The following is a 25,196-nucleotide window of genomic DNA, read 5'->3' on the forward strand; positions in this document are numbered from 1 at the left end:
AGTTCTTTTTTTTATTTGCCTGATAAATAAGCTTCTAGTGCTGCTTCATAGATTGGTTTAATTTCATCCATTGCAGTTCTTGAAGATTTAGTTTTAATACCTGTATTAATTCTAGCCATCCAACCAGTTGCTGTATCATATTGTGAGATGCCTAAAGCATTTAATAAATCTAATTGAGTCTTATCATAGATAGCTAAGTAAGCTTCAACAGATTTTTCATCATTTAATCTTGAAATTAATGTTAATTCGAATTCATCTCTAAATTCTTCATCTGTTTGCCATAATTGTAATGCGTTCCAAACACGGAATGCTAATTCTTCTTTAGTTTCAGATAAACCAGCTGCAATATTAAAGACTGCTAATCCACTTACACGTGAAACGTAACCACCTTTATATGTATCGCTTGATGGATAAGGAACAAATCCTAAATTGAAGTTTAATCCCTTCCATCTGTTTTCTGCATTTAAGAACCAGAATGAACCTGGGTGAATTAACACGTTACCAGAAGTCCATGCTGCAGAACCTGAGTCATATGAACCATTTTGTTCGAATACACCTTTATCTACATATAGTTTTGATAAGAAATCATATGTATCTAATGCCGCTTGTTGATGGAACGCAACTCTGTTAGTTACTGTGTTGATTAATGATCCACCGTTTAATGGAACCATGTTTTGTGCCCAAACACCAACTACTCCACCTAATGCGCTATAACCATCGCCCTTAGAAGCTAATGCCGCTTGTGCTTGTTCAGCCCATGCTTCAAACTTAGACCAAGTCCAGTTTCCTTCTAAGTACATTTCTGTTGGATTTTTAATACCTAAGTCTTCAATTAAGTCCATATTGTAGTATAGACCTACATCGACTGTCGGTTTACCTGTCATCATTGCATAAACTTTACCGTTGTATGAACCGATTTGTTTAGCTTCTTCTGTAATATTTTCACCAAGTCCTTTTTCAAAATACTTATCAAGTGGAACAATGGCATTACCTTTAGCTAATTGTTGAGTCCAGTCTGATGTTGTCCAGTAAATATCCGCAAGTGGAGTTCCTGAAACTGATGCATTAACAATCGCACTCACGCGTGATGGACCCCATGCAGCATTTGAAGGATAAGGTTTGTAAACAACTTTAACGTTTAATTCTTGTTCAACTTTTCTTTGAAGATCTTGACGTTCTTTTTGTTGTTTACCTGTATAAGATGGGTCAAATGGGTCAATTTCATTTGGTGCCCCATGCATAATTACAATTTCAGTAGCTGTTGTTGAGCCACCCGCTTTAACTGTAACTTTTCTTGTTGCTGAAGTTGTTTTTCCATCTGAACCAACAACCTTATATGTTAATGTGTAAGTATTTGCAACGTTAGTGTTAACTGCACCTTCAATTGTAATATTCGCAGTTAAATCTTCGTTTGTTGCTTTATCCTTAGCAGTTACACCCGCCTTAGGATCAAATGTATCCCCAACATTGATAGTAACGTCAGAAACACCACTGAACACAGCTGTGTTGCCTCCACCACATGCAACTAGGACGAATAACATTGCAGCGAAAATTAATAAACCATAAATTTTTTTCATTTTCTATCCTCGTTTCCTTTTTTTTATTTTTTTGTAAAACGCTTACTTAAATTATACTATATATATAGTATGATTCATCCAAGCGCTTACATTTTTTTCTAATAAGTAAAATTTTTTTCAATCGTTATCGCTTTTAAAACATAAAAAGCCCATTTTTAGGTGGGCTTTTCATTTTTCAACTTATCTCTTTCTGAATAGTAAGAATGCTCCGCCGAATGATGCTAAAGCTGAACCTACTGAGATACCTACTGTTGCACCAACGCCAACTTTACCTGAGTTATCTGCAGGTGGGTTGAATGAAGCTAATCTTTCTTCGATTAAAGCTTTTACTTGGTCTTCAGTTAATAATTTATCAATTTCTTTTTGTAATGGATTTTCAACTACTTCGATTTCAAATGTAACACTTGACGCATTTCCATTTCCATCTTCAACACCTACTACAACTGTGTATTTACCAGTCTTAGTTAAGTTTAATCCGCCGTTTGATTCAACGAATAAAGCTAAATTAGTATCGTAGTTGTCAAATGCTACAACGTTTGCGAAGATTGCATCGTTAACGTTTGTAAATTGTCCGATTTGAACTTTGAAAGTTTTGTTTACAGCAACAATAGTTGGAGCTGTGTGGTCAGTAACTTTTAATGTATAAGATGTCTTAGTTACGATATCTGTATCAAAGTCTGGAGTACCTACTACTGTTGGAGTGTATGTTACTACATCATCAACTTTAAGTGCTCTAGCAGCTGTTTGATGTGTGCTCACACCGAAGATAACAACGAATCCACCATCTTCAAATGTTAATCCTTCTAACCATGCTTTAACTTTTGCACCTGAATCTAATTTTTCGCCACCAACAGTATCCCAGTTAGTTCTGTTAACAGATTTAACTAATTTACCATCTTTATCGAATTGCGCAATTGTAATACTTGCATAAGCATCTGTATACACGAATGGCGCTGTGTATAAAGTTGTGAATGTTGAGTATGTTGTGTAGTTTTGGTTAATTCTGATATTTGTAATTTCAGTACCATCTAAAACTAATTTAGCAGGAATATCTGGCACACCAGGGATATGAACATGATGAGTGAATTCTAAGTCAATCTTGTATTCACCTGGTTGTGGGTAATAAGGATTGAAGTTTTCAGGATATGAAATTACGATGTTTTTAGTCTTATCATTACCATAACCATCATCTGCAGTGATTAATCCTAATAAATCAATTGGTTGATCTTCTTTATGGAATCTGTTTGCAACATTCTTGAATTTAGGAGGCATAACCCCGATAACAACATCTACTTCAACTTCTTGTGCTTTTCCGTTAGGAATTTGAGCTTTGAATACTGCTTTATAACCAGCACCGAATACTGAAGAGTCAACTACTGTTACAGGACCTGAAGCAGTATATTTATCTGTTTCTGCATCGTATGCATAGTCAATTGTTTCTAATAAATCTTCGCCTTTGTAAATTTCAACTACGAAAGGTAATTTAGTTGTTTTGTTGATAATCTTTCCATCTTCATCGAACATCTTAACGTATGATGCTGATAAGTTGTTAGGTAATGTGAATGTACCATTGAATTCAACAACTTTGTTGATACCTGGTGTTACAGCGTCATCATCCATTGATGATACACCTGCAAATACTGGAGCTTGTGTATCATATTCAAGAACTAAACGTCCTTCGAATTTATCAACAATCTTAGATGGCATTGTTCTAATTAATTTTTCAGTTGCAACGTTTGCTCCGTCTCTATCTTTTGTACCGAATGACCAAACAGTCCATCCTGCAGGGATGTGAACATAGTTTGGATTATCGTTTAAAATAGTTGAAACTAAAGCATCTTCTGTACCAACGTGATCGAAGTTAACCCATTGTAAGTTAACGATTGGTTCAAGAACATATCCTTGATCATCTTCGTCATCTGCCTTCATACGGATAGAAGCTTCAACTTTAGTTACTTCTGGATCTGCAATTTCAGCTTCAGTTGCAAAACGGTAATCTGGTTCAGCAGTAGTTCCGTCATTAACAAGTTTGTACTTGTTTAATTGGTCTTCGAACATTACTAATTTACCAGTAGCATCAAAATATGCATAGTATCTGTGTACTACAGATGTGATATCTGTACGTGCATTTGTTGTGCTAAGAATAAAGTCTTCTTCTGTGTCATTAATAATTACTTGCGCGAACGCGTTCCAAGATAAACTGCCTGATGTAATTTCACTTACTTCGATATAACCATCGGCATTTTTGTCTTCGAAATCTTTAGCGTATCTTACGCCACCTCTTACCACGTGATATCTATGACCATCATAAATTACGTCCCAGTTAGAGTCCCCTACTAGCGTATTTCCTGGTTTTGCTGATGGACCATATAATGCACCTGGATCATCATATGGATATAAATCCACAAGTTCATCATCTGCTGCAAAAGTTGGAACAACTAATAATGCTGCAGACAATAACAACATAAATAATGCTGTAATTTTTTTCATTCTATACTACTCCCTCTTCTTTTTTTGTTTTGAGTTTACTCATTCATTTTAATGAATAATGAAAGCTCTGTCAATGACTTTTCATTTTAATACCATTAACAGCGCTTTTTTTTTACGTTTTGAACATTTTTTTCAAAATAAACGTTTATTTAGTTTGAATTTATCTAACTGTACCTGGGATTAATACTTGGAAAGTACGTGATGAAGTTACACCATTTTCAGTAACTGTAATTGTATAACTTACGTTTGTAGCTTTTTCTGGCATCTTCACGATACGACCTGTATGATCTAGTAAATCTGTATTATGAGATTCAAACATAATTTGTGCATTTGCATGTTCTGTAGCAATCTTATATTCAATATCTGCGAATAATTCGAAGTACTGAATTAATCCTGATGTAATTAATACATTTGGACAAATCTTTCCTGAGAAGTCTCTATGATATTTAAGATGTGTTCTTGGTAAATTCCAACGAACTAATGCTTCTGCAGCAAATTTAGCAGTTCTTTGCCATACTCTCCATAAGTCATCTGTTAAAGCAACTGATGTTTCAATACCAATACCATTACGGTTACCACCACCAGTGTATGAACCTTGACCTGGAAGGTTAGATCCATCACCAGCATGATAAGCTACTTCATCTTCTGGGATGTGTTGATAAATATCAATATCATCAATTGTATAGTGCCAAGAAGTATTTAATACAGTTCCGCTATTTGCGTGTTGTAGTAAATAGTTAGCATGTGATAATGCTGAACTCGATGAATCTGTATTTGCAGTATCATGGATAATTACCCAATAAACATGTTTATCGTTATATCTTGGTAATCCAGCAGGAATTGGATTTCTAGAAGATCCTGGGCGAATTCCATTTGAAACTGGAACCATTTTTGTATCATTCACAACTAATTCATCAAAGTAATATCTAGAAACACTTTCATATTGTGTAACAGTGTAAGTTAAACCAACACCGCTTGCTGTATATGTGAATGCTTCAGTAAATGCTACCTGGTTAACTGTTAAGAAATCTAATAAACTATTTTGTGAATCTAATGATGAATAGAATGTTGCATAGTACTCCGCGATCACATGATGGTCTGTTGCTAATTTAGCAGTGAATTTAACTTCACCCGCACTTAAACTAGTTACTTTACCTGTGTTATCAATCGTTGCAACACTTGGGTTATTTGATTCAAAAATAACTTCTTCATTTTTTAATATATATGGGAATGGATTAGCTGTTAAACTGAATGGTTCTCCAACTAGTAAGCCTTGTTCCTTCTTAGAAGGAGTTAAATCAATACCAGGATCTGTTGTTACACTAATTTCCATTGGTGTATTAATTGAAGTGTTTGCACTTAAACGTGCAGTAATTGTTGCAAGTCCACTCTTCTTACCTTCTAATGTACCGTTGTTAGATACCATTAAAACTTCTGCGTTTGATGTAATAAATCTAACAAGTGCAGTTGTTTCATATGGTAAGAATTCCCATGATAAACGATATGAATCATTTACTCTAATTTCATCGATGCCGTTTGTTACTAAGATTTTTAATGGTTGACCATCAATCACTTTATTTTCAGCAGTAATTGACGCTTTAGTTTCATAATTACCTGCTAAATATCTTTGAGAAATATTAACAAACTTGTTTAAGTCTAAGTCTATTGTTCCCCAATAGTTTAATGTGAAATCAAAGTCACTTCCTTGGTAAGCCTTTGCAGCAAACTCAGTATAATTTTCCACTGAGTTAAAACGTGCATAACCTAATTTTAATTTTTGTTTTGTTTGTACATCAAAACCAACTTTAACAGTTGATACATTATTACGTGTAATCATGACAATCGAATTAGTTTCAATATCGCCATCCATTTTCACTGCTGTTTCAACATTTGAAATTGTGTTTTTATGAATCGTTACATTGCCATCTTTTAAATCAACTAATTCAATTGCAGCTTTTGCTACTTGATTGAATGTGTTTGATTCAATTGTTACATTGCTAACTTTTTCTAATCTAATTGCTGCAACTTGTGCAGTAATATTTTCAAACTTATTGTTCTTTAATGTAATGTTAGAGATATCTTCATTTGCTTCAACTGAGCCGTTTTGAGCAAATGAAAGGTTAGAAATGGAAACATTTGAAGAACTTAGTGTTAAACGTGCTTTCATTGTTGCGCCAGTTTGACCGATAATTTCAACAAAATCATCTTTTACTGTTGCTTCACTTTCGTAGTTACCAGCAAATACGTGTACTTTTGTACCTTCTAATGTGTTTCTTAATGCTTCATCTAAAGTCGCGAATAATTTGTCACCAAAGACAAATTCTAATCCGTCTTGTGTTACTTTATCACCACTTACTTTAGTTGCATCAACAATGATTATATTCTTAACAACTACAGTCTTCTTAGCGGAAATTTCTTCATCGTTTGCTAACTTAACTGTAAATTCTACTAAACCCTCTTTTAAGAAACTAACCATTCCAGTTTCTGAAACTTTTGCGATAGTTTCATCTGATGATTCATAAATGAATAATCCTGATGCATTTTCAGGTGCATTAAGAATTCCTAATTGCTTAAGCGTACCTGCATTATGTACATCAGCAAAGTCAATTACTAATTCAGATAATGCTTCAATAACAGTGACGTTAATACTTGCTTTAACATTAGCATTTTTTGCAGATTGAATTGTAATTATTGCGGTCCCAACAGAAACAGCCGTTAATAAACCTGTGTTATTTACAGTGACTGCTGATGAACTTGAAGTAAATATTACATCATCATTTGCGGTGTAAATTAATTGATAAGTCGACCCCTCAAACAATGGACTTTCTACTTCTTTAATCGAAACTAAATATTCTTTAGTAACTGTAACTGCCACTTCTTTAAAGACTTTACTGTTTGATTTTGCTTCAACTTTGATTTTTGTTTCGCCTACTGCAACAGCTGTGATTAAACCTGATTCAGATACGGTTGCAATTGAAGCATTGTTGCTTGTTATAATATAACCTTCTTCATCAGTTGTTGTAATTGTGAGTTGTTCAGTTTGCCCAACTTGCAATGAAACTGATGATGTATTGACTGTGACTTCAACAGATGTTTTTTCACAGGCAATTAATACGATGAAACTAAGCATCACTGTAATGAACAATAATGTTCTTTTCATTTTTTCCCCTCCTATTAATTTATTATTTTTTCTTTTTAATTGAAACAATTAATGAAATTACAACAAGTACTAAGACTCCGGATACAGTTCCTGCAATAATAATCCCTAAAGTTGATTCTTCTCTTGGTTTCTCTGGATCAACTGGGTCTGTAGGATCGACTGGATCTACCGGATCAATAGGAGCTTCGACTTTTGTTTGCCATGGTAAATCAGGTCTTTCAGTCCAGAAGTAATTATTTAATCTACTGATTGCTTGTGTTACAAATGTATGTTGACTATTTAAAGTTTTGTATGAGAAGAATGAACTACCAACAATTTCTTCATATTGACTAATATATCTTAATTGTTCTAATAATTCATTTTGGTCTTTCCAGTTATTTGAAGTTTCTGCATAACGGTAGAAACCATGACCAATAATTAAATCAACATTTGTATCTTTAACAACATCTACCCACCAATCTACTAAATCAGCAAATCTTGCTGTTGAGTGGTTAAACTCCCAATATAGTTGAGGCATAATATAGTGAACCCAACCTTCTTTTACCCATTTATAAGTGTCAGCATATTGTGCTGAATAACTTGATAAACCTTGAGAATTTGAACCAAGTGGATCTTGTGATTTATTTCTCCAAATTCCAAATGGAGAAATACCAAATTTAATAAATGTATTTTTTTCAGCGTTATGTTCTTCAACCATTTCGAAGATTGTCTTCACTAATTCATTAACATTTTCTCTTCTCCAGTCATCACGAGATAATCCTTGCGGATTAAATCTTTGGAACTGTGTTTGGTCTTCAGCATTATTTGTGCCGTTATATGAATAGAAGTAATCATCAAAATGAATTCCATCAATGTCATATTTATTCATGAGTTCATCAACAATATTATATAAATATTGTCTTACAGATGGCTCACCAGGGTTTAAGATTAAGTAACCATTATTATCTTGCATTACATATTCTGGATTTAATTTCGCAAAGTTCTTAGATGATAAAGCATTTAATTGTGTTTGTTTATCACCAGCTGAACTTGATACACGATATGGATTCATCCATGCGTGGAATTCAATTCCATTTTTATGTGCTTGTTCAATGATATAAGCTAATACATCCCAACCAGGATTAATACCTTCTGCTCCGCCTAAATAGCGTGACCATGGAGCAAATTCTGATTCATAAAATGCATCATTCATTGGTCTGACTTGGAAGAACATTGCATTGAAGTTATTGTCTTTTAAAGTCTTAATAATCTTATCAATTTCTTCTTTATAAGCAACTTCTCCACGATGTTGAGGGATATCAATATTACTTACTGTAGATACCCAAACTGCTCTAAATTCTTCAGTTTTTTCTGTGTAAGTTGTAGGTAGTTCTACAGGGATGTTTGTGTTGTAATAGAAAACGTTTTGACCGTTTCTAATCACGTATGGATTATTCTCATTATATGGAATATCCACACGAACAATTTTAGATTCTTTTTCACTTTGTTCTAAAGCTAAGTTTTGGCTATAAAACTCAATTGAATATGTACCATTGTTCTTAATCATAAATGGTTCAGTGTATTCTGTATAATTTGACCAACTTGAACCATTATGGATACGATAGAATATTTTTTCTCCTTCTGCTGCACCTAGTGTAACTTTTACTTCAGATTTATAGTAGAAATCATCTAATGAACCTTCAAGTTCAATTGTTGGAACACTCACTGGTGAAACGATTGTAAATTGTTTTACTAAAATGTTGCCGTTTGTTCCTGCACGATATTCAAACTTATATGTACCTGGTGTTCTAAATTCTACTGGATCATTATATACAGTCCAAGCACCATTATTTATTCTATATTGTGTCGTTGATGTTTTCGGATCCAATGTAAGCTCAAGCCAAGTGTAATAAGGATCATTACCGTCACCAGCGACACCCAGTATAGGATCATTGGGAACATCAACTACTTTCACAAGCAAATCAATTTCATTAGATTCTGCTAAATTCTCATCGATTGTTTTTGCATAAATAACATAGTTACCATTGACTAATGTTGCATCATTTAACTTGAATGGTCCTGTATATAATGTCCATTCATTTATTGATTGTGAACCATGATTATATTTGTAGTAAATTTGAGCGCCATTTGAAGTAATTGTTACCTCTGCTCCAACTTGATAGTTATTTCCTACCTTTGTACCATTTACTTTAATTAAAGGTACATCATTGTTGACTTGATTAATAATAAACTGTCGTGAAACGATTTGCGAATCTTCACCATTTTCAGTTGCTTTAAATGCGATTATATGTGAACCATTCTTCTTCACTTGAATTGGCGCTGTATAAGCTTGCCATGGTTCTCCGTCTAAACTATATGTAATTGGGTTTGCACTTGTTAACGTAATGGTAACTGCTGAAGTATATTCAGCACCATTTAAGGTACCTTGAAGATTAATCGAAGGTGCTACTACATTTGAGTTATAAGTTAAACCTAAATGATTTGTTTGTGATAATGCTCTTACGCCATATTCGTAATTTGAACTATTATCACCTGTTTGATATGTCATTTGTGCAATATCTTTATGTCCCACCACACCAACGATTTGTTCATTACCATATGATAAACCTGAATTTGAGCGATAAATATAATAGAATTTAGCTCCAGGTATTGTATCAAATGTTAAGGTACCATTTGAATGACTAATATTTTCAACAGCCGGTAAAATAACTGGCTCAAAACTCTTTAATGGTGCTAAAGGAACTTTCGTATTTAGGTAATTATTTTTAGCATTATTCATGTTACCTGTAACCGCAGTACCTGCGCCATTATACGCACTTAACATCGTGTTATATGAATATATACTGTGTCCATCGACATTTTCTAATGATTTTATTAGGTTAAGTTGTGTAGAGAATTGTGTTGTTGTGTTATACCATGAGTAGGCTGAACTATTTTCTGCCATGTATAAACCAATACCTGAATAAAGGTTAACCGGTAAATATTTAACAACTTTATTCCACCAAGTCATTAACTTGTCATAAGAACCTGCTGGATGGTCTGTTGCCCAATAAGATTGAGGCAGAATATAATCTAACCAACCTTGTTTAATCCAATGTACAGTATCTGCAAATAAGTATGATGAATAGTGTGTTTGACCTGTTGTTTGTGAGCCGGTTGTAATTGGCATACCATTTTGGTCATAAGTAACTTCACCATTACCATTTTTCCAAATACCTGTTGGAGCAATACCAAATTGAACATAGCGACCATTTGCAGCATTATAAGCTTTAATCGAGTTACTTACCATTTCGATAAGTTTGTTAACTTGTTCTCTTCTCCAGTTAGCTTTATCAGTAGCACTGTTTGTATTATAACCTTGACCATATTGAATAAATGTTTGTTGGTCTGGTTCAGTTAAAATTGTTGTTGCACCTGATGTTGCACCATTTGCACCCATATTGATATAGAAGTAATCATCAAAGTGAATTGCATCCACATTATAGTTTTCTAATACTTCTTCAATTGTCGCTACAATATGCTCTCTAACTGCTGGAATCCCGGGGTTAAGAATTGCATTTGAGCCTGCGGTTAAAATATTTGCTGAATTGCTCTGTGGATTTGCTGCTGGGATTGACCCTGAAATTTGACCACCACTTGTACTTAGACGATATGGATTAAACCACGCGTGAAATTCAAATCCACGACGGTGTGATTCTTCGATTAACCATGCCATTGGATCAAATGTGTTAAAGTTAACATTTGCAAACCAACTCGCTTTAGGGTTAATTTCTGATTTATATAACGCATTATTGTGTGTTCTAAAGTGAATAATAATTGCGTTATAGTTGTAATATGATAAAACATCTAAAATCTTTGTTGCTTGTGATTTAAAAGTTGCTTCAGTTGTATAACTCGGAAGTGAAGAAATCCAATGTGATACCCACGCTGCTCTAAACTCCCCATTTTGTTCTGTTGTGATCGATGTTGGCAACAACGCTTCAGCTTCTTCAACAACTGTAGCGTTCGTTTTTGGAACGCCAATTGAGAATGCCAGGAGTGCCAAGGTGATTAAGATTGAAAATTTCTTTATCATGCCTATACCTTCTTCCCGTTTAATAATTGCTTAACTAAATCCATACCAGGTCTTGTTGGACCCTCTTCAATAAATGTTTTGTATGTAAAAAAACAATTTCCCTTCACTGTTTCATGTTGATTCGCAAACTTAAGTTGATTAACAACTTCATATTTATTTTCATATCCACCTTCACTACCTAATCGATATGCACCGTGACCAATGTATAAATCAACGTTTGTGTCTTTACATAATTCTACCCACCACTCAAGTAAATCACCATATGGTGCAATTGGATGAGCAAAGTCCCAATATAATTGTGGAATGATGTAATCAATATAGCCATTTTTTACCCATTCATAACTATCTGCATATTGATTATCATAGCTTTGTGAACACTTAATATCTGTGTTAGAACCTCTTGGATCATTTGGTTTATTCTTCCAAATACCAAATGGTGAAACACCAAATTTTTTCGTAGGATAATTTGTCTTAATTAAATCATGCATGTCTTTAATCACTTCCGTGATTTGGTTTCTTCTAAATTGATCTAAATCGATTGTTTTATCCGTTCTTGCTTCAAAATCAGCTAAGTCATTATCTGTATCTGATAAACCTGCATATGGATAGAAGTAATCATCAAAGTGAATACCAGCCACATCATAATTTTCTAAAATTTCAAGCATTGATTGTTTAATAAATTCTTTTACTTCTTTCTTCGCCGGATTTAGGATGATTAATCCGTTTTTATCTGTAACTGTAAATTCCGGATGAATTTTTGCGAAGTTTAAATCATCACATTCTGCTAGATATTCTGATTTAGTTAGTGGAGTTTTCATTGAAACACGATATGGATTACACCATGCATGTACTTCAATGTTATATTTCTTAGCTTCTTCTAAAACATATGCTAAGACATCAAATTCAGGAGCTACCCCTTCTTTTCCTGTTAAGAATCTTGAATATGGATTGAGCTTAGAACGGTAAAATGCATCGTTAGTCGTTCTTACTTGGAAAAAGATTGTATTGATGTTATACGCTTTTGCAGTTTCAAACATTTCTTTGATTTTGTTTTTATAGTTTGGGTCTGTTACTTTAGGTAAATCAATGTTCACAACATTTGATACCCAAAATGCACGCATTGGTTTTAATTTAAAATCTTCAGGTATTTCAATTTGAATATCTGTTTGATAGTAATTTAAAGGCAAGTTTGTTTTATAGTTAACTAATTTCATTTTTTATATTCTCCGTAATATCCTAGATGTGATTTATTTTTCTCATATAATGCATCAAACGCTTTTTTTGTTTGTTTAAATGATGTTGTATGTGGGTGATTTTGGAAAGCCATTAATGCTTTATTGATGTTCTTCTCATAAATTGCATCCACCAATAATTCTTCATAAGATTTCACATGTTGAATAACCCCTCTGATTTGTAGAGGTAATCGTCCAATATGTACGGGTAATGGCCCACGGTCGGTGATTCTACATGTAATCTCAATTGCACAATCTTCTGAAAGGTCTGTAATATGACCTCTATTTATGGTGTCTAAAACCATATATTCTTTTGAGTTATTATGAATACCTGAAATAATATCTAGACATTGTAATGAATAGTCTTTACCATTTCTTAACTTCATTAACTCAGGATCATAATCATTTGCTAAATTGCTGTAGTGATCAAATAAAGTCTTTTCAACTTTCATAACTTCGTTTGCTCTAATTTTTCCATTTTTAATATCGTTTAGATAATCAGCTAAAATTTCATCATAGTTGATATAATAATCAAAATCGATATGTGGATAAGTTTCTAGGTTCTTTAAATATGTTTTATCGTATTTAAATTTTTGAAGCATTTCATCATTCTTTAAAATCTTTGGTAACCAATCTTTGTGATTCCAGTAAAGATTTGTCACAAATGATAAGTGGTTAATCCCTGCAAAGTAAGGAATGATTTCTTCTTTTGGTGCACCAAGTGCTTCAGCTAAATCGTTTGTAATTTGTACTGGGTCTGAACATACACCGATGAAGCGGTCAAACTCTGAATATCTAAAGATTGCTTCACTAATAATCCCAGTAGGGTTAGTTACATTTAATACCCAAGCCTGAGGACAAACATCTTTCACATCTTCAATAATGTCAAAGATAACTGGAACTGTACGAAGTGCATTGAATAGTCCCCCAATACCAAATGTTTCATGTCCCAGTAATCCGTATTCTGCTGGAAGTGTTTCATCATATAATCTTGATTCCATTTTTCCAACTCTAATTTGAATCACAACATAATGTGAATCTACTAAAGCCACTTTACGGTTGGTACTGTATGTTAAATTAATTTTTAATTTTGCTTTATCTAGCATTTGTTTAGAAAAATCATAGATTGTTTTTAAATGTTTTTCATTATTTTCTAAATCAATCAACATCAGTTCTGTTACAGGTACATTTTTATAAAACTTGATAACGTTGTATACAAATTCCGGAGTATATGAACTTCCTGCACCGATGATTGAGATTTTTAATTTTTTGGGCATATATTTTCCCCCTTATTTATAAAACGATATGCTTCCTGTAATAACTGATTTTTTTGCACCTGTTGTACTTTTTAGTGTTGCCGGTTTATGCTTAATTGCTTGATTGCCTAAGATAATGAAGGCAAGTGCTTCTTTAAAGTCACTATCAAGTTTTAATTCTGTTGTTGTTAAAACTTCAATACCATCTAAGTTATTTCTTAGTTCATCCATAATAAAGTCATTATGAATTCCTCCACCAGCGACAATTAACTGATCAATTTGAAATCTGTTTAACACAAACCTTTTAATCGCATCAATCATTGTAAATGCACTGGCTTTAGTTAATGTATGAACAATATCTTCTTTCTTTTCTTCTTCGTATTTATCAAGAATTTTTTGAGTATAATCTACACCAAACTGTTCTCTACCACATGATTTAGGGGGCATTTTCCCTAAGTATGGGTGGGTAATTATTTCTTCAAATAATGCTTTGATTAACTTTCCAGATTTCGCAACCTTACCATGGTCATCATATGATTTTTGAAATAAAACTTCCATCGCATAATTAATCATCATGTTGCCTGGACCAGTGTCAAAGGCGTAAGTATCTTCTTCCTTCATACCGTTTGGTAAAACAGTTATATTGCTGATACCCCCAATATTTTGTAGAATTCTTGAAGTCTTCTTAGAACCATAGAGTAAGAAATCGACAAATGGAACTAAGGGGGCACCTTGACCACCTTGCGCCATGTCTGCTGCTCTAAAATCTGTAATCACTGTTGTTTGTAAAAGTTGTGCCATTACTGGACCTGAACCAAGTTGAAGTGTTGAAGGTAAAAAATTTTCATCCTTTGCACCTTGGTGATAAACTGTTTGTCCGTGAGATGCCACAAAGTATAAATTTTTTGTATCAATATTCACTTCTTTAGCTAGTTTTAATACACAGTCTGCATAGACTCTAGCAAGTGAGAAATTCAAGTCTGATACTTCACTGACATTCATTTGATTCAGAGTTGCCTTTTTAATCTTTACCAGTAAATCATCTGGATAAGGGAAAGTCTTTCCTGCAATTTGATTTATTTTTGTATGTTTACCGAATCCTTTAATTTCCGCAAAGGCAACATCAATACCATCTAAAGAAGTACCGCTCATAATGCCTGCTGCAATTTTTCTCTTTAACATAGTTAAACCTCGTAAATGTCCGTTTCCTCTCTATTATACTTTAAGTTGCTTACATATATATGTAAGCGCTATTATTTTTGGTATATTATTTCAAAAAAAGAAAAAAAGTGCGAAACTAATCGCACTTTTCACATTTTTTTATCGCTTATATTTCTTAATTGTTCGATATGTCTCTTCCAGCGCTTGGACTGAACGGTCAATATCTAAGTAAGCACACTTAGCAAATAACGCATCAATCACTGACATTTGAGAGATACGTGAAGTCATCGCAGCTGATCTAAAATCACTTTCCAGACTTGAAGTATATAATACAACATCTGAAAGGTCAGCTAAAATTGATGAACCCACTTTAACAACTGAGATAATTGGTGTTTTATTTTCTTTAGCAAGTAGTGCTGCAGAAATAATTTCCTTTGTTTTACCTGAGTTTGATACGAAGACAATTACATCTTTAGCATTTGTAAATGAAGCATCCACGATTTGGTCATGTGACTCACCTTGAGAAATCGCGAACTTATTAATTCTTCTTAACTTCATTTCTAAGTCTTTACATACTAAGTACGAAGAACCTTTACCAAAGATAAGAATTTTTCTTGCATTCATGATTAAAGATGCAGCTTTAGTGTAGTTCTTTTCATCATAAAGTTTGATTGTTTCTTCTAACGCTCTAATATTATTTTCAATTGCCTTTTTACCAGAGTTTTGATCTTTAATTAAGATAATATCTTTATACTCTGCTGTCTCTGGAATTTCAACTTTAGAATTAGATAAAATAAAATCAATTTTAAAATCTTTAAAACCTTTATAACCTAACTTTTTGCACATTCTCACAACGCTTGCTGGAGACGTATAAGCAGCCTCGGCAATTTTTTCCACACTAAAATCCTTGAGAGTTGCCTTGTTCTCAATTAAGTAATCAAGGACAACACGCTCAGCCATACTAAGTACTTCTTTATTTTTTAGCATATTTAACATTACACTCATATCATATGACCTCTTTAAATGCCTTCTTATTCTTTAAATTATTATAACATGAATGTAAACGTTTTAAATATGATTATTGAAAATAATTAAGTGAATTATACGATTTTTTTCGGATTTAAGATGTATTTTGGATCAAACACTTGTTTAATGCCGCGCATTAACATAAGTTGCTCATCTCCTAAGAGTTTATGCATGTAGGATTTCTTCGCAAGGCCAATTCCGTGTTCTCCAGAAACTAGTCCTCCTAATTCAAATGCTTTTGAATAAAGACGGTCAAATCCTTCTTTAACTCTTTCTTTCCACTCTTCATCTGATACATTATCTTTACATAAGTAGATGTGTAAGTTACCATCTCCAATATGTCCAAAATATGGGATTCTTACGTTCATTTCCTCACTTACCTTACGTACGTGAGCAAAGAATTCAGAGATGTTTGAACGTGGTAAGACAACATCACATTCATCAATGAAGTCACTTGATGCTTTGATTGCTTCTAAGAATCCACCACGAACGTTCCAAATATTACTACGTTTTGATTGTGCATCAACAACAAATGCCTCTAATGCACCATACTCTTTTAATACTAATTTTTCTACATAAGCTAAATCACGATTTAATGCTTCTTCATCATTTGCATCATAGCTTAATAATAAGTATGCATTAAAGTGATCATTTTCAATTGTTTTACCAAAGAATGCTTCACTATATCCTAGTGCTTGTTTTTCAAAGAATTCTACAGCTGTAGGTAAAACATAATCTTTAATTAATCTTGGAGATGCCTCAATGGCTTTTTCTCTATTTTCAAACGCTACTAATAAACTCTTAGAGAATCTAGGTTTTGGAATTAATTTAAGTGTTGCAGTTACAATAACAGCCAAAGTACCTTCACTACCAATAATCAAATCTTTTAGGCCATAACCTGTTGAGTTTTTTACAACCTTACTACCAAATGTTAATAATTCGCCTTTAGGAGTTACAACTTCTAATGCTCTAACCCACTCTCTTGTTGTTCCGTATTTGATTGCACGCATTCCACCTGCATTGGTAGATATATTACCACCAATTGATGCTAACTTTTGACCTGGGTCCGGTGCATAGAATAATCCCTCTGGTTCTACACACTCATAAATTTCATATAATTTAACACCTGGTTGTACAGTTAGTGTTAGGTTAGTTTTGTCTAACTCTAAAATTTTATTCATTGGTGTCATATCCAAAAGGATACCACCTAAAACAGGAACAGCACCACCAACTAAACCTGTACCTGCACCACGTACAGTGACTGGAATAGTTTCTTCATATGCATATTGCATCACTTTTTGAACAACAAATTTATCAGTTGCTAAAACAACAACCTCAGGATAACTAATTGCTGTACCTAGTTCATCATGTGAATATTTTTCATGAATATCATCTTTGAATTTGATATTTTCTTTACCAGCAATTTGGATAAGTTGATCCACATCTTGTTGATTTATCTTTTTATAGCTTGAATTCATTTTTCTCTCCTAAAAATATAGTCTTTATGCTAATTGTCTCATCAAGTCTAATATTTTTTGTACATCTTGCTTGTGAATATTGTATGTAAACACTTCTGAGTAATCTGAAGATGCAGTTGTACCATCACCTTTAACTTTAACTTGAATTTCATATGAACCAGCATTTAATAATAATGACATTGACTCCTTTGTTAAGTAAGTTTCACGACCATTAATCTTTAATACATAACTTGCATGTTCATTATTTCCTACAAAGTGTAATACGCCTTCATCATCTACATAAACACCTGTTGGAGCGTTAAATTTATCTCTTGTATCTGGATAAGGAATTGGAGTAAATACCGGTTCATAATCACCTTTAACAAATAATAAACCGTTTGAAATTGAACGCATGCGTCCATCTGATAATTGGTTTAGTGTTTTTAACTCTAATGTTTCTGCATCTCTTAATAACATTGTTGAAGATCCACCACCATCAAGGTTGTAAGCTTCTACTGCATTTAAGGCTTTCATTAAGTGTGCAAACTCATTTAGTTTTAATCCGACTCTACCGCTAGCACCATCTCTACCGTCTACAACAACGAAGAAAATCGTACCATCTGCTAACACACCCATACCAGTTCTTGGGTTACGTGTAGGTGCACTTGAGTGATTGAATGTTGTTTGAACAACGCCACCTTTAACTAATGCATCGCCCATACCAATAGCAAATCTTGTGTTTTCAAAACCATTACCTAATAATTCTTGAACAATGATTTGATCGGTTGAAGTAATTAAATTTTCATCTTGAAGTGCTTTACCTACTAAAACGAATTCTCTTTCTTTAACTGTATATGCTTCAGTTGTTCTTTGTAACATTGCACCTTTAGCATATTGTACAGTTGAACCTGCAACTTTAATATCTGAAGATTTAACAATTACTTTTGGTAATCCCGCAGGAATCTCAAGTTTATATGAATCATAGAATACTGCTAATTCAATATCACTTGCAGGTAATGCATTTGTTTTATTGATCTTAATTCTTTGTTTTAATTCTTTATCCGCATTTAAAATGTTTAAATGTTGTCCTAAGAATGTTGGTTTACCAAATACGACAGAACCATCATCTAAGAAACCTGCTGCAGTTTGATTTGTAGAACCTTTATTGATAACTTCAAAGTTAGTCACATGAATATTTGATGGTCTACCTGTGTTATTAATATCGTAGAAGTCCGCATTTACTCCACCAGCAACATGTAATTGTGAGTACTTATTCATTGTGTTTTCAACATGATAAGTTAGTGGTTGCATCGAATATGTATATGGACTATATCCATCTGATGCAATCACTTTATAAGGAGTTGTCTTTGTGTTTACACCAATATATGAAAATACTTGAGGTTGTTTATCACCATTAAGTGACATATTGGCAACCGCTTTAATTTGACGAATACCATCATAATATACGTTTTCTCTTGAAACGTATTCTAAAACAAACTCATCAGCTGCATGCACATATGGAGCAACTGAAATAATTGCGAAGAATGCTAAGAAGATTGCTATAAATAGTTTTTTCATCTTACTTTACCTCCGGTAATTGAACACTTGATTGTCCAACATTAGAAATTGTTAGTGTCACACTATATTTAGTTCCATCAACAGTAATTGAGAATGAAATCTTATCCAAACTGTTTGTGTTGAAATCTAATTGAACATTTTCAATCTTTGCATCACTACCAGCAATTAAACTGAAAGATTCTAATGCATCGTATTGATCGTATTTTAGTAAGTAACTTCCATTTGATTCAGTAAACATTTCATAAGTAAATTTGTAGTAGAAATCTCTTTCCTTCTTAGCGACTTCTTTTACTTCAAAGCCACCTAATATTTGTGTATATACTTTAGTCTTAGATCCACTGTGATCGTAGAATGCTACATAACTACCATCTTGATATTTTGTTTTATTGCCATCAAACACCATATTAACGATTGTTGAATCAAGCGTTTGATAGTCATAAATTGATACTTCCATAGCGTAATTATTAGCACCCGCTAAAAAACTCATTTTGTTTTCAAATGCTACTTTGTTCTCATCAACTGATTCTTTTGTCTTCTTACAAGCAACTAAACCAACGACAAGTACAAGCATTAAAACATACCATACTTTTTTCATTTTAAGTTCCTATCTCCTATTAATTAATTTTTTTATGTCCTTATATGTTTATTTTAATAAACAGTTATTGAAAGTTTTTTTTAATATGTGGTAAAAGTATGTAATCGCTATCATTTCATCACTTTTTTTTGATAAAAACAAAAAAGGACATTCAAAATGTCCTTTTACCAACAGTTATCATCCTTATGTTTATCATAATTTGTAGCAAGACCGCCTAAAGAGGTTTCCTTGTAGGAAGTATGCATATCAAGTCCTGTTTCATACATTGTTTTAACAACCATGTCAAAACTAATTTTTCTTGAATCACTTAAGAAGTAACTTAAGCCACATGCATCGATTGCACGAAGTGCTGCAACTGCATTTCTTTCAATACACGGAATTTGAACATATCCATTAATTGGATCACAAGTTAAACCTAGGTGATGTTCCATGGCAATCTCTGCTGCATATTCAACTTGGTCAATTGAAAGGTTAAATAATGTTGCGTGAGCGGCTGCAGCCATGCTACAAGCCGAACCAACTTCTGCTTGACATCCAGCTACTGCACCAGAAATTGATGCATTATACTTAATCAAGTTACCAAATAAACCAGCTACAGCTAAGCCCTGTAAAACTCTTTCTTCACTAATAAATTTATGTTTTTTATGCATGTAATAAAGTAGTGCAGGTAATACACCACAAGCACCACATGTAGGAGCTGTTACAATCACACCACCTGCTGCATTTTCTTCACTCACTGCAAACGCATATGCACTAACTAATCGATTTTCTAATACCTCTGCTGGTTCATTCTTCATTTTCTTTTCATAAAGTGTTTTTGCTTTACGAGTTACTTTTAATGGTCCGGGTAATGTACCTTCAGTTTGAATACCGCGTTCTACTGCGGCTTTTATCGCATCCCAAATTTCACGAAGAAAATCCAAGATACCTTCGCCTTCAACTTCTAAAACATACTCATATAAACTTATATTTTTTTCTAAACAATATTTTTTTATTTCTCTAAACGTATGATGTGGATAAATCTCTTTTTCAACATCTTCTTCACCCACAAATAAAATCCTGCCTCCACCAACACTTTTTACTTCTTTTTCAACAACTAACTGATCATAAATATATCCTTTAAAGATTAAAGTGTTTGCATGCTTTTCTAAATCAATTTTATTTTGAAATGTTACTGTTGCAGGTTTAAGTGTATCTTCAATAGCAATCTCAGTTAAATGTCCTTTACCAGTCAATGCCAAAGAGTTAAAAAGCGTAATTTCATAACGCGTAACATCTGGGTACTCTAATTTAATTCTTTTTGCAGCTTTAGCAGGTCCCATGGTATGAGAACTGGATGGTCCATGTCCAATTTGATATAATGATCTTAAACTAAGCATCTAAACACTCCTTAAAATAAAACATCAATCATATTATATCTTTTATTCTAGGTTTTTTTATAATTATGAAAGAAAAAAGAAGGTTAAGTCCTTCTTTATAAAATGTTTGTTAGCTTATTTGTTAAATCAATGAGTGATTCAAAGGTCACATAAAGCATTTGACGAGTCATTTGATAACTAGAAAATACAGACCATAAATTATTTTTATCACGATGAAACACTAATTTATTTCCCTGCTTTTCATATAGTGTAAATCGATCACTATCTATCTCAAAATGAAAATCATTCACATCAAAAACATCATCAAAGATAAGTGTCTGATTGCATAAAATTTTTATTTTTTTATCGTTTTTTTCTATAGTAAACATTTATTACCTAAATCCATTTCGTACTGATATTCAATAGTTTCAACATCAGCATGAAAATTCTTTCGCTTTCCTGAATCACTTACTCGTTTCATTCCTATTTTTTCCATAACCTTATATGAAGCAATATTTTCAGAATCGCAATTAGCAGTTAATTTTTTTAACCCTAAAGATTTAGCAAATTCAACCATTTTAAAAGCTGCTTCAGAAATTATACCTCGATTCCAATATTTTTTATTTAAAATCCAGCCAATCTCAGCTCTATCATCTTCTATATATAAACTAATCGCCCCTACATGCTTGTTTTCAAAAAGAATAGCAAACTCATAATATGTGATTGGAAATTGATTCCATGCTAAATCAACACCAATTAAAAATGCAGCTGTTGTTTCAATATTTTCATTGTGAAAAAACATATATTTGGTAACATCTTTATCTGATGAATATTCATGGGTTGATTCTAAATATTTAATACCTAATGGTACTAAAGTTAAACGTTCAGTATGTAATTTCATTATAAGCCTCAATTCATAGGGTTTCTCATCAATCCTATCACTTCTATTAAACTACTTTTTATAAACTTTAGTTATTTATATATAAAAAAGAATGGCTTATTATAAGCCACTCTATCAAATTTATCTTGCACGATTGGATATTAAATTAACATATGCTTTAGGTAACTTTTCATAATCTTCTTTTACTAATTTAATAAAAAGATATTTTCTATATCGAACAGGTTCTTTTAACTTAATGTTTAGTGCCTTTTTAACCAATACATAACTATATGTTTCTAGAGTATCTTCCATTTGAGTTGGATCATATTTAATATCTTTAATATTTTTTATATCGATAAAAATTTCCTTTTTACCCTTAATAATTATGATGCCATTTTCTTCAAATTTAGCTTCATAACTTATAAATGAAAAAAATTGTTTGTAGATTAATAAAATAGAAATAAGTAAACCCATTCCAAAGCAAATATCTTCTAGAAAATAATAAGTTTCCCCCATTAATTTTTCTATAAATAAACTAAAAAATGTAAATGGAATAGTAATTAATAAGTAGAGCCAAAACAATGTTTTTTTATATTTAACATGCATAGCTATGCACCTTTCTAGGCGTAATTAAACCTATTTAATTCCTAAGATGCGTTTTTTCAATTCTTGATATTCTGATTCTGAGATTAATTTTTGTTCGAATAAACTTTTAGCATTAATTAGCTGAGATTCAACATCTTCTTGTCTAAGTTCAATAATTGTTTCTTTTACTGCTGGCTTAATACCTTCAGCAACAACAGTTGAAGTTGCTGAAATAGACTCTTCAAGTTCGTCTTTAGCATATTGAACAGATTCAGATTGTACTTTCGCACTCATACTTGTAAGTTCAGGAGCAAACCCTGCAAAAATAATAATAATTGATATAAACACTAATAAAATACCGGGAACAATCACTTCCGGTCTAACATGTTTACCAAAAATATCTTCTTCAGCAAAAACAGTATTTGCAGATACAATGAGCATCATACCTAGAATCAATTGTATAAAACCCCATATTTTTAATTTAGTTGTTGTTTTCATGTTTATCCCCTCTTAAACATTTTTTCACCTTTATTATACGTTACTTTAATGCTAAAGACGTGAAATTAAATAATACACAAGAGAAAAGTATTAAATAATTCAAAGAATTATAAGAATCCCCCCCCCATACGTCCACCTTAAATCTAACTTAATTCGAGTTTACCAAAGTAAAAAAGCTTGACACTTATGTGTCAAGCCTAGAAGGTTCTTAGATGTCTTGCTGTAAATGAAATGCTACAAACTTTCAACTTGTTGTGTTTATTTTGCAACATTCTTTATGTTTGGTGTGTTTATTTTGCAATAAACCCAATAGTTCATGTGTTAATAATGCAACATATTTTTAAAGGTTTGTATTGAGTTTGTTGCATAATCTCTTATTCTTATATTGTTATTAAAAAATTCTTCAAGTTGAATAAATAATAATCTTAGCTAAATATAAATATTATGACTAATCCATCCAGTATTTAAGCAGTAGTTTTTATGTTTGAGGACTTAGATCAGCTAACATAACCTGACATGACTCACAATAAAAAACTTTGTTGATAACTGCATGTTTAAAAGGATTAAATGTATTAACTTTTTTTCGGTCCCATCATCAAAAATAATTTTGGGTGTTCTATATATATATATCGATAACCTAATTTTCCCGTTTTTAAAATTCCATTACAAAAGGGACAATTAATAATTTTCATATAATTCCTTGTATACTCAGTAGTGTACTTATTTTAGTATACAAAAAAATGTAGGTAAATAGGCGTTTTCATTCCGCCTTTTATCTACATTTTACAACCGCCCTTTACAAACATCATAGCAAATAGTACAATAAAATCAAAAGGACCAAAAATATGATAAATGCACTTAATGGTATGATTAAGCTTGCACAACGTATCGCAAACTATGATGATTGTCTGTGCTTACTTGGTTTAGGTAGTATGAGCGAAACTTTCCGTATGGATGAATTTTCAGACATGGACTTTTTCTTGATTGTCAAAAACGGAACAAAACCATACTTTATGAAAAATCTCGAATGGCTGGCTTTTGATGAAATTGTCTTCAGTTTTCAAAACTCTAATGATGGCTATAAAGCATTATTTAAAGATGGAAATTTCGCCGAATTTGCTATTTTTACTGAAGATGAAATACTTGAAGCAACATTTACATTAGGAAAAGTTTATTATGCAAGACCTGGTTTTAATTTAGATAAAATTCGTCCACGTAAAATACATGAACGAAAACTAAACATAGAATACAATGTATGTGAAGCTTTAGCAAATATTTACATTGGATTAAATCGCTTAAAGCGTGGTGAAATTGCTTCAGCTACAACCTTTATACAAAGTTACGCATTTAATTTGATTATTGATTTGTTCGGTGTTGTCTTTACACCAACGAATCAAAATACAGATTATTTTGTCGCAGAAAGACGAATTGAAGAACGCTACAAGGAACATAAAAACTTTATTTCGAACATGCGAAAAGGCTATGAGTTCAATAAAGAATCTGCAGAAACAATGTTAAACTTTTTAATCCAATATTTTGAGCCAAACATCTACATGGTGAATAAAATCAAAAGATTATTACAAGCGTAGAAAAAATGCGACTTAACTAAAAATTGTTAAGTCGCATTTTTTCTATTTAATGTCTAAATATTTTGTGGATGTTGTATTTGTCGAATATTTTGGGACTTCAATTTCGAGAATTCCGTTGTCGCATTTACCTTTTAATTCATCAAGGCTTACATCACCGACATAATAACTATGAGTCATTGAACCATAACTTCTTTCACGACGAATATAATTGTCTTTTTTATCCTCAATTTCGCTATTTGAAATTGCTGATACGACTAAATAGCCACGTTCAATGCTTACCTTTATATCTTCTTTTTTAAAACCTGGTAAATCAATTAGGAAGGTATACGCATTGTCCGTTTCTTTAATATCGGTTTTCATTACTTTGGATTTTGGACGGTCAAACTCTTTGAAGAAATCCTCGAACAAGTCTCTATCTCTTCTAAAAACATCTACTCTGCACAAATTGATAAATTATTAGATGAAGGTGCAAATGCATTACTTAAGTCCAAATTCATCAAAGATGAGATAAATGATTTATTAGAAAAGACAATAAAAGCATCTGGTGTAGATGACAACATTAATGAATTAACCTTAAAAGTTGAATCATTAAGTAATGAGTTATCTAATCTAAATTTTCTAAAGATAGATACTTCTGCTAGAAATCAAATCAAAGAAAAACTCAAGGTTGATCTGAGTG

18 protein-coding genes are annotated in these 25,196 nt (G+C 32.4%); 1 reads left to right on the plus strand and 17 read right to left on the minus strand.

The genetic code is table 11. From position 1 onward, the window contains the following. Positions 1 to 11 precede the first annotated feature (11 nt). The 16 genes from EXC59_RS04130 to EXC59_RS04205 all read right to left on the minus strand — a co-directional run bounded on the left by EXC59_RS04130 (position 12) and on the right by EXC59_RS04205 (position 22,928). On the minus strand, positions 12 to 1,577 hold the full coding sequence (locus EXC59_RS04130) for an extracellular solute-binding protein (protein WP_035368439.1): 1,566 nt from the start codon (positions 1,575 to 1,577) through the stop codon (positions 12 to 14). A 180-nt stretch (positions 1,578 to 1,757) separates the two neighbouring features. Continuing rightward, positions 1,758 to 4,067, minus strand: coding sequence for a hypothetical protein (locus EXC59_RS04135; protein WP_035368440.1), 2,310 nt, complete (start codon positions 4,065 to 4,067; stop codon positions 1,758 to 1,760). A gap of 160 nt (positions 4,068 to 4,227) precedes the next feature. Continuing rightward, positions 4,228 to 7,227, minus strand: coding sequence for an Ig-like domain-containing protein (locus EXC59_RS04140; protein ID WP_035368441.1), 3,000 nt, complete (start codon positions 7,225 to 7,227; stop codon positions 4,228 to 4,230). A gap of 22 nt (positions 7,228 to 7,249) precedes the next feature. Continuing rightward, entirely contained in the window at positions 7,250 to 11,302 is a 4,053-nt protein-coding gene (locus EXC59_RS04145; RefSeq protein ID WP_051658935.1) for a family 10 glycosylhydrolase, read from the minus strand. A gap of 2 nt (positions 11,303 to 11,304) precedes the next feature. Next, positions 11,305 to 12,516, minus strand: a complete 1,212-nt coding sequence (locus EXC59_RS04150) for a glycoside hydrolase family 10 protein (protein WP_035368442.1) — start codon at positions 12,514 to 12,516, stop codon at positions 11,305 to 11,307. After that, positions 12,513 to 13,811 (minus strand): family 4 glycosyl hydrolase, encoded by a 1,299-nt coding sequence (locus tag EXC59_RS04155; protein WP_162163899.1) that lies wholly within the window; start codon positions 13,809 to 13,811, stop codon positions 12,513 to 12,515. Before EXC59_RS04155 ends, EXC59_RS04150 begins: the two co-directional genes overlap by 4 nt. Positions 13,812 to 13,823: 12 nt before the next feature. Further along, positions 13,824 to 14,972 carry an anhydro-N-acetylmuramic acid kinase AnmK gene (gene anmK / locus EXC59_RS04160; protein ID WP_035368445.1) on the minus strand — a complete coding sequence of 383 codons (1,149 nt, stop codon included), beginning with the start codon at positions 14,970 to 14,972 and terminating at the stop codon, positions 13,824 to 13,826. Between the two features lie 138 nt (positions 14,973 to 15,110). Then, positions 15,111 to 15,956 (minus strand): MurR/RpiR family transcriptional regulator, encoded by an 846-nt coding sequence (locus EXC59_RS04165; protein WP_035368447.1) that lies wholly within the window; start codon positions 15,954 to 15,956, stop codon positions 15,111 to 15,113. A gap of 95 nt (positions 15,957 to 16,051) precedes the next feature. Beyond that, positions 16,052 to 17,455 (minus strand): FAD-binding oxidoreductase, encoded by a 1,404-nt coding sequence (locus tag EXC59_RS04170; RefSeq protein ID WP_035368449.1) that lies wholly within the window; start codon positions 17,453 to 17,455, stop codon positions 16,052 to 16,054. Positions 17,456 to 17,479: 24 nt separating this feature from the next. Next, the gene (locus EXC59_RS04175) at positions 17,480 to 19,012 is read right to left on the minus strand and encodes a phosphodiester glycosidase family protein (RefSeq protein ID WP_035368451.1); all 1,533 of its coding nucleotides are present in this window, start codon (positions 19,010 to 19,012) and stop codon (positions 17,480 to 17,482) included. A 1-nt stretch (position 19,013) separates the two neighbouring features. Then, on the minus strand, positions 19,014 to 19,607 hold the full coding sequence (locus EXC59_RS04180; protein WP_035368452.1) for a hypothetical protein: 594 nt from the start codon (positions 19,605 to 19,607) through the stop codon (positions 19,014 to 19,016). 164 nt (positions 19,608 to 19,771) lie between these two features. Next, entirely contained in the window at positions 19,772 to 20,986 is a 1,215-nt protein-coding gene (locus tag EXC59_RS04185; RefSeq protein ID WP_035368454.1) for an L-serine ammonia-lyase, read from the minus strand. Positions 20,987 to 21,081: 95 nt separating this feature from the next. Then, positions 21,082 to 21,354 carry a hypothetical protein gene (locus tag EXC59_RS04190; protein WP_035368456.1) on the minus strand — a complete coding sequence of 91 codons (273 nt, stop codon included), beginning with the start codon at positions 21,352 to 21,354 and terminating at the stop codon, positions 21,082 to 21,084. Then, positions 21,342 to 21,866, minus strand: coding sequence for a GNAT family N-acetyltransferase (locus EXC59_RS04195; RefSeq protein WP_035368457.1), 525 nt, complete (start codon positions 21,864 to 21,866; stop codon positions 21,342 to 21,344). The genes EXC59_RS04190 and EXC59_RS04195 overlap by 13 nt, the downstream gene beginning before the upstream one ends. Before the next feature lie 120 nt (positions 21,867 to 21,986). Continuing rightward, complete coding sequence (locus tag EXC59_RS04200) at positions 21,987 to 22,451, minus strand: hypothetical protein (protein WP_035368458.1); 465 nt, start codon at positions 22,449 to 22,451, stop codon at positions 21,987 to 21,989. A gap of 30 nt (positions 22,452 to 22,481) precedes the next feature. Further along, a complete protein-coding gene (locus tag EXC59_RS04205) occupies positions 22,482 to 22,928 on the minus strand; it encodes a hypothetical protein (RefSeq protein WP_035368460.1) in 447 nt (148 codons plus the stop codon). An 845-nt stretch (positions 22,929 to 23,773) separates the two neighbouring features. Here EXC59_RS04205 and EXC59_RS04210 point away from each other — a divergent pair. Further along, on the plus strand, positions 23,774 to 24,517 hold the full coding sequence (locus tag EXC59_RS04210) for a hypothetical protein (protein ID WP_051658936.1): 744 nt from the start codon (positions 23,774 to 23,776) through the stop codon (positions 24,515 to 24,517). 42 nt (positions 24,518 to 24,559) lie between these two features. Here EXC59_RS04210 and EXC59_RS04215 read toward each other — a convergent pair whose 3' ends face one another. Continuing rightward, entirely contained in the window at positions 24,560 to 24,961 is a 402-nt protein-coding gene (locus EXC59_RS04215; RefSeq protein WP_035368462.1) for an Hsp20/alpha crystallin family protein, read from the minus strand. Between the last annotated feature and the right edge of the window lie 235 nt (positions 24,962 to 25,196).

It is taken from the genome of Acholeplasma hippikon (assembly GCF_900660755.1).
In the GTDB taxonomy this organism is placed as follows: domain Bacteria; phylum Bacillota_I; class Bacilli_A; order Acholeplasmatales; family Acholeplasmataceae; genus Acholeplasma; species Acholeplasma hippikon.

Bases quoted from the DNA above. Each gene is read 5' to 3' on its own strand.
- anmK (WP_035368445.1), bottom strand. From the start codon at position 14,972: ATGTTAAAGAGAAAAATTGCAGCAGGCATTATGAGCGGTACTTCTTTA.
- EXC59_RS04200 (WP_035368458.1), bottom strand. From the start codon at position 22,451: ATGCATGTTAAATATAAAAAAACATTGTTTTGGCTCTACTTATTAATT.
- EXC59_RS04135 (WP_035368440.1), bottom strand. From the start codon at position 4,067: ATGAAAAAAATTACAGCATTATTTATGTTGTTATTGTCTGCAGCATTA.
- EXC59_RS04210 (WP_051658936.1), top strand. From the start codon at position 23,774: ATGATAAATGCACTTAATGGTATGATTAAGCTTGCACAACGTATCGCA.
- EXC59_RS04150 (WP_035368442.1), bottom strand. From the start codon at position 12,516: ATGAAATTAGTTAACTATAAAACAAACTTGCCTTTAAATTACTATCAA.
- EXC59_RS04185 (WP_035368454.1), bottom strand. From the start codon at position 20,986: ATGCTTAGTTTAAGATCATTATATCAAATTGGACATGGACCATCCAGT.
- EXC59_RS04140 (WP_035368441.1), bottom strand. From the start codon at position 7,227: ATGAAAAGAACATTATTGTTCATTACAGTGATGCTTAGTTTCATCGTA.
- EXC59_RS04155 (WP_162163899.1), bottom strand. From the start codon at position 13,811: ATGCCCAAAAAATTAAAAATCTCAATCATCGGTGCAGGAAGTTCATAT.
- EXC59_RS04165 (WP_035368447.1), bottom strand. From the start codon at position 15,956: ATGAGTGTAATGTTAAATATGCTAAAAAATAAAGAAGTACTTAGTATG.
- EXC59_RS04190 (WP_035368456.1), bottom strand. From the start codon at position 21,354: ATGTTTACTATAGAAAAAAACGATAAAAAAATAAAAATTTTATGCAAT.
- EXC59_RS04145 (WP_051658935.1), bottom strand. From the start codon at position 11,302: ATGATAAAGAAATTTTCAATCTTAATCACCTTGGCACTCCTGGCATTC.
- EXC59_RS04130 (WP_035368439.1), bottom strand. From the start codon at position 1,577: ATGAAAAAAATTTATGGTTTATTAATTTTCGCTGCAATGTTATTCGTC.
- EXC59_RS04205 (WP_035368460.1), bottom strand. From the start codon at position 22,928: ATGAAAACAACAACTAAATTAAAAATATGGGGTTTTATACAATTGATT.
- EXC59_RS04175 (WP_035368451.1), bottom strand. From the start codon at position 19,012: ATGAAAAAACTATTTATAGCAATCTTCTTAGCATTCTTCGCAATTATT.
- EXC59_RS04180 (WP_035368452.1), bottom strand. From the start codon at position 19,607: ATGAAAAAAGTATGGTATGTTTTAATGCTTGTACTTGTCGTTGGTTTA.
- EXC59_RS04170 (WP_035368449.1), bottom strand. From the start codon at position 17,455: ATGAATTCAAGCTATAAAAAGATAAATCAACAAGATGTGGATCAACTT.
- EXC59_RS04195 (WP_035368457.1), bottom strand. From the start codon at position 21,866: ATGAAATTACATACTGAACGTTTAACTTTAGTACCATTAGGTATTAAA.